Below are 315 nucleotides of genomic sequence, written 5' to 3'. Positions count from 1 at the left end.
ACTGGGTGGTCACGGCAGGCTCATCCGCTCCGGCTGGAAAAGTGACAGACGTTGCTATCGACGACGCAAAGTCGGCATTCGATACCAAGTTTTGGGGCAGCCTAAACGTTGCTAAGCATGCAGCACGTTACATGAAACCTAACGGTTCGATCACGCTCACGACGGGCATGCTATCGCGCAAAGTGGTCGCTGGCACTTACGTAAAAACGGCAATAAACGCCGCACTAGAAAGCGTGACTAAGATACTGGCGAAAGAGCTATCACCGATTCGAGTCAACGCCGTCAGCCCTGGCATAACCATGACAACTGCCTCCA

Annotated in this window: 1 protein-coding gene; it reads left to right on the top strand. The window is 53.3% G+C overall.

Annotation, left to right across the window (positions count from 1 at the left end; all coding sequences use genetic code 11):
• A partial coding sequence (locus tag FTW16_RS24405) for an SDR family oxidoreductase (protein ID WP_146492809.1) occupies window positions 1-315 on the top strand: 315 nt, incomplete at both ends.

It is taken from the genome of Vibrio sp. T20 (genome assembly GCF_007858795.1).
Classification (GTDB): Bacteria; Pseudomonadota; Gammaproteobacteria; order Enterobacterales; family Vibrionaceae; genus Vibrio; species Vibrio satsumensis.
The sequence above is the reverse complement of the archived record's forward strand: the minus strand, read 5'-3'. Positions and strand labels throughout refer to the sequence as shown.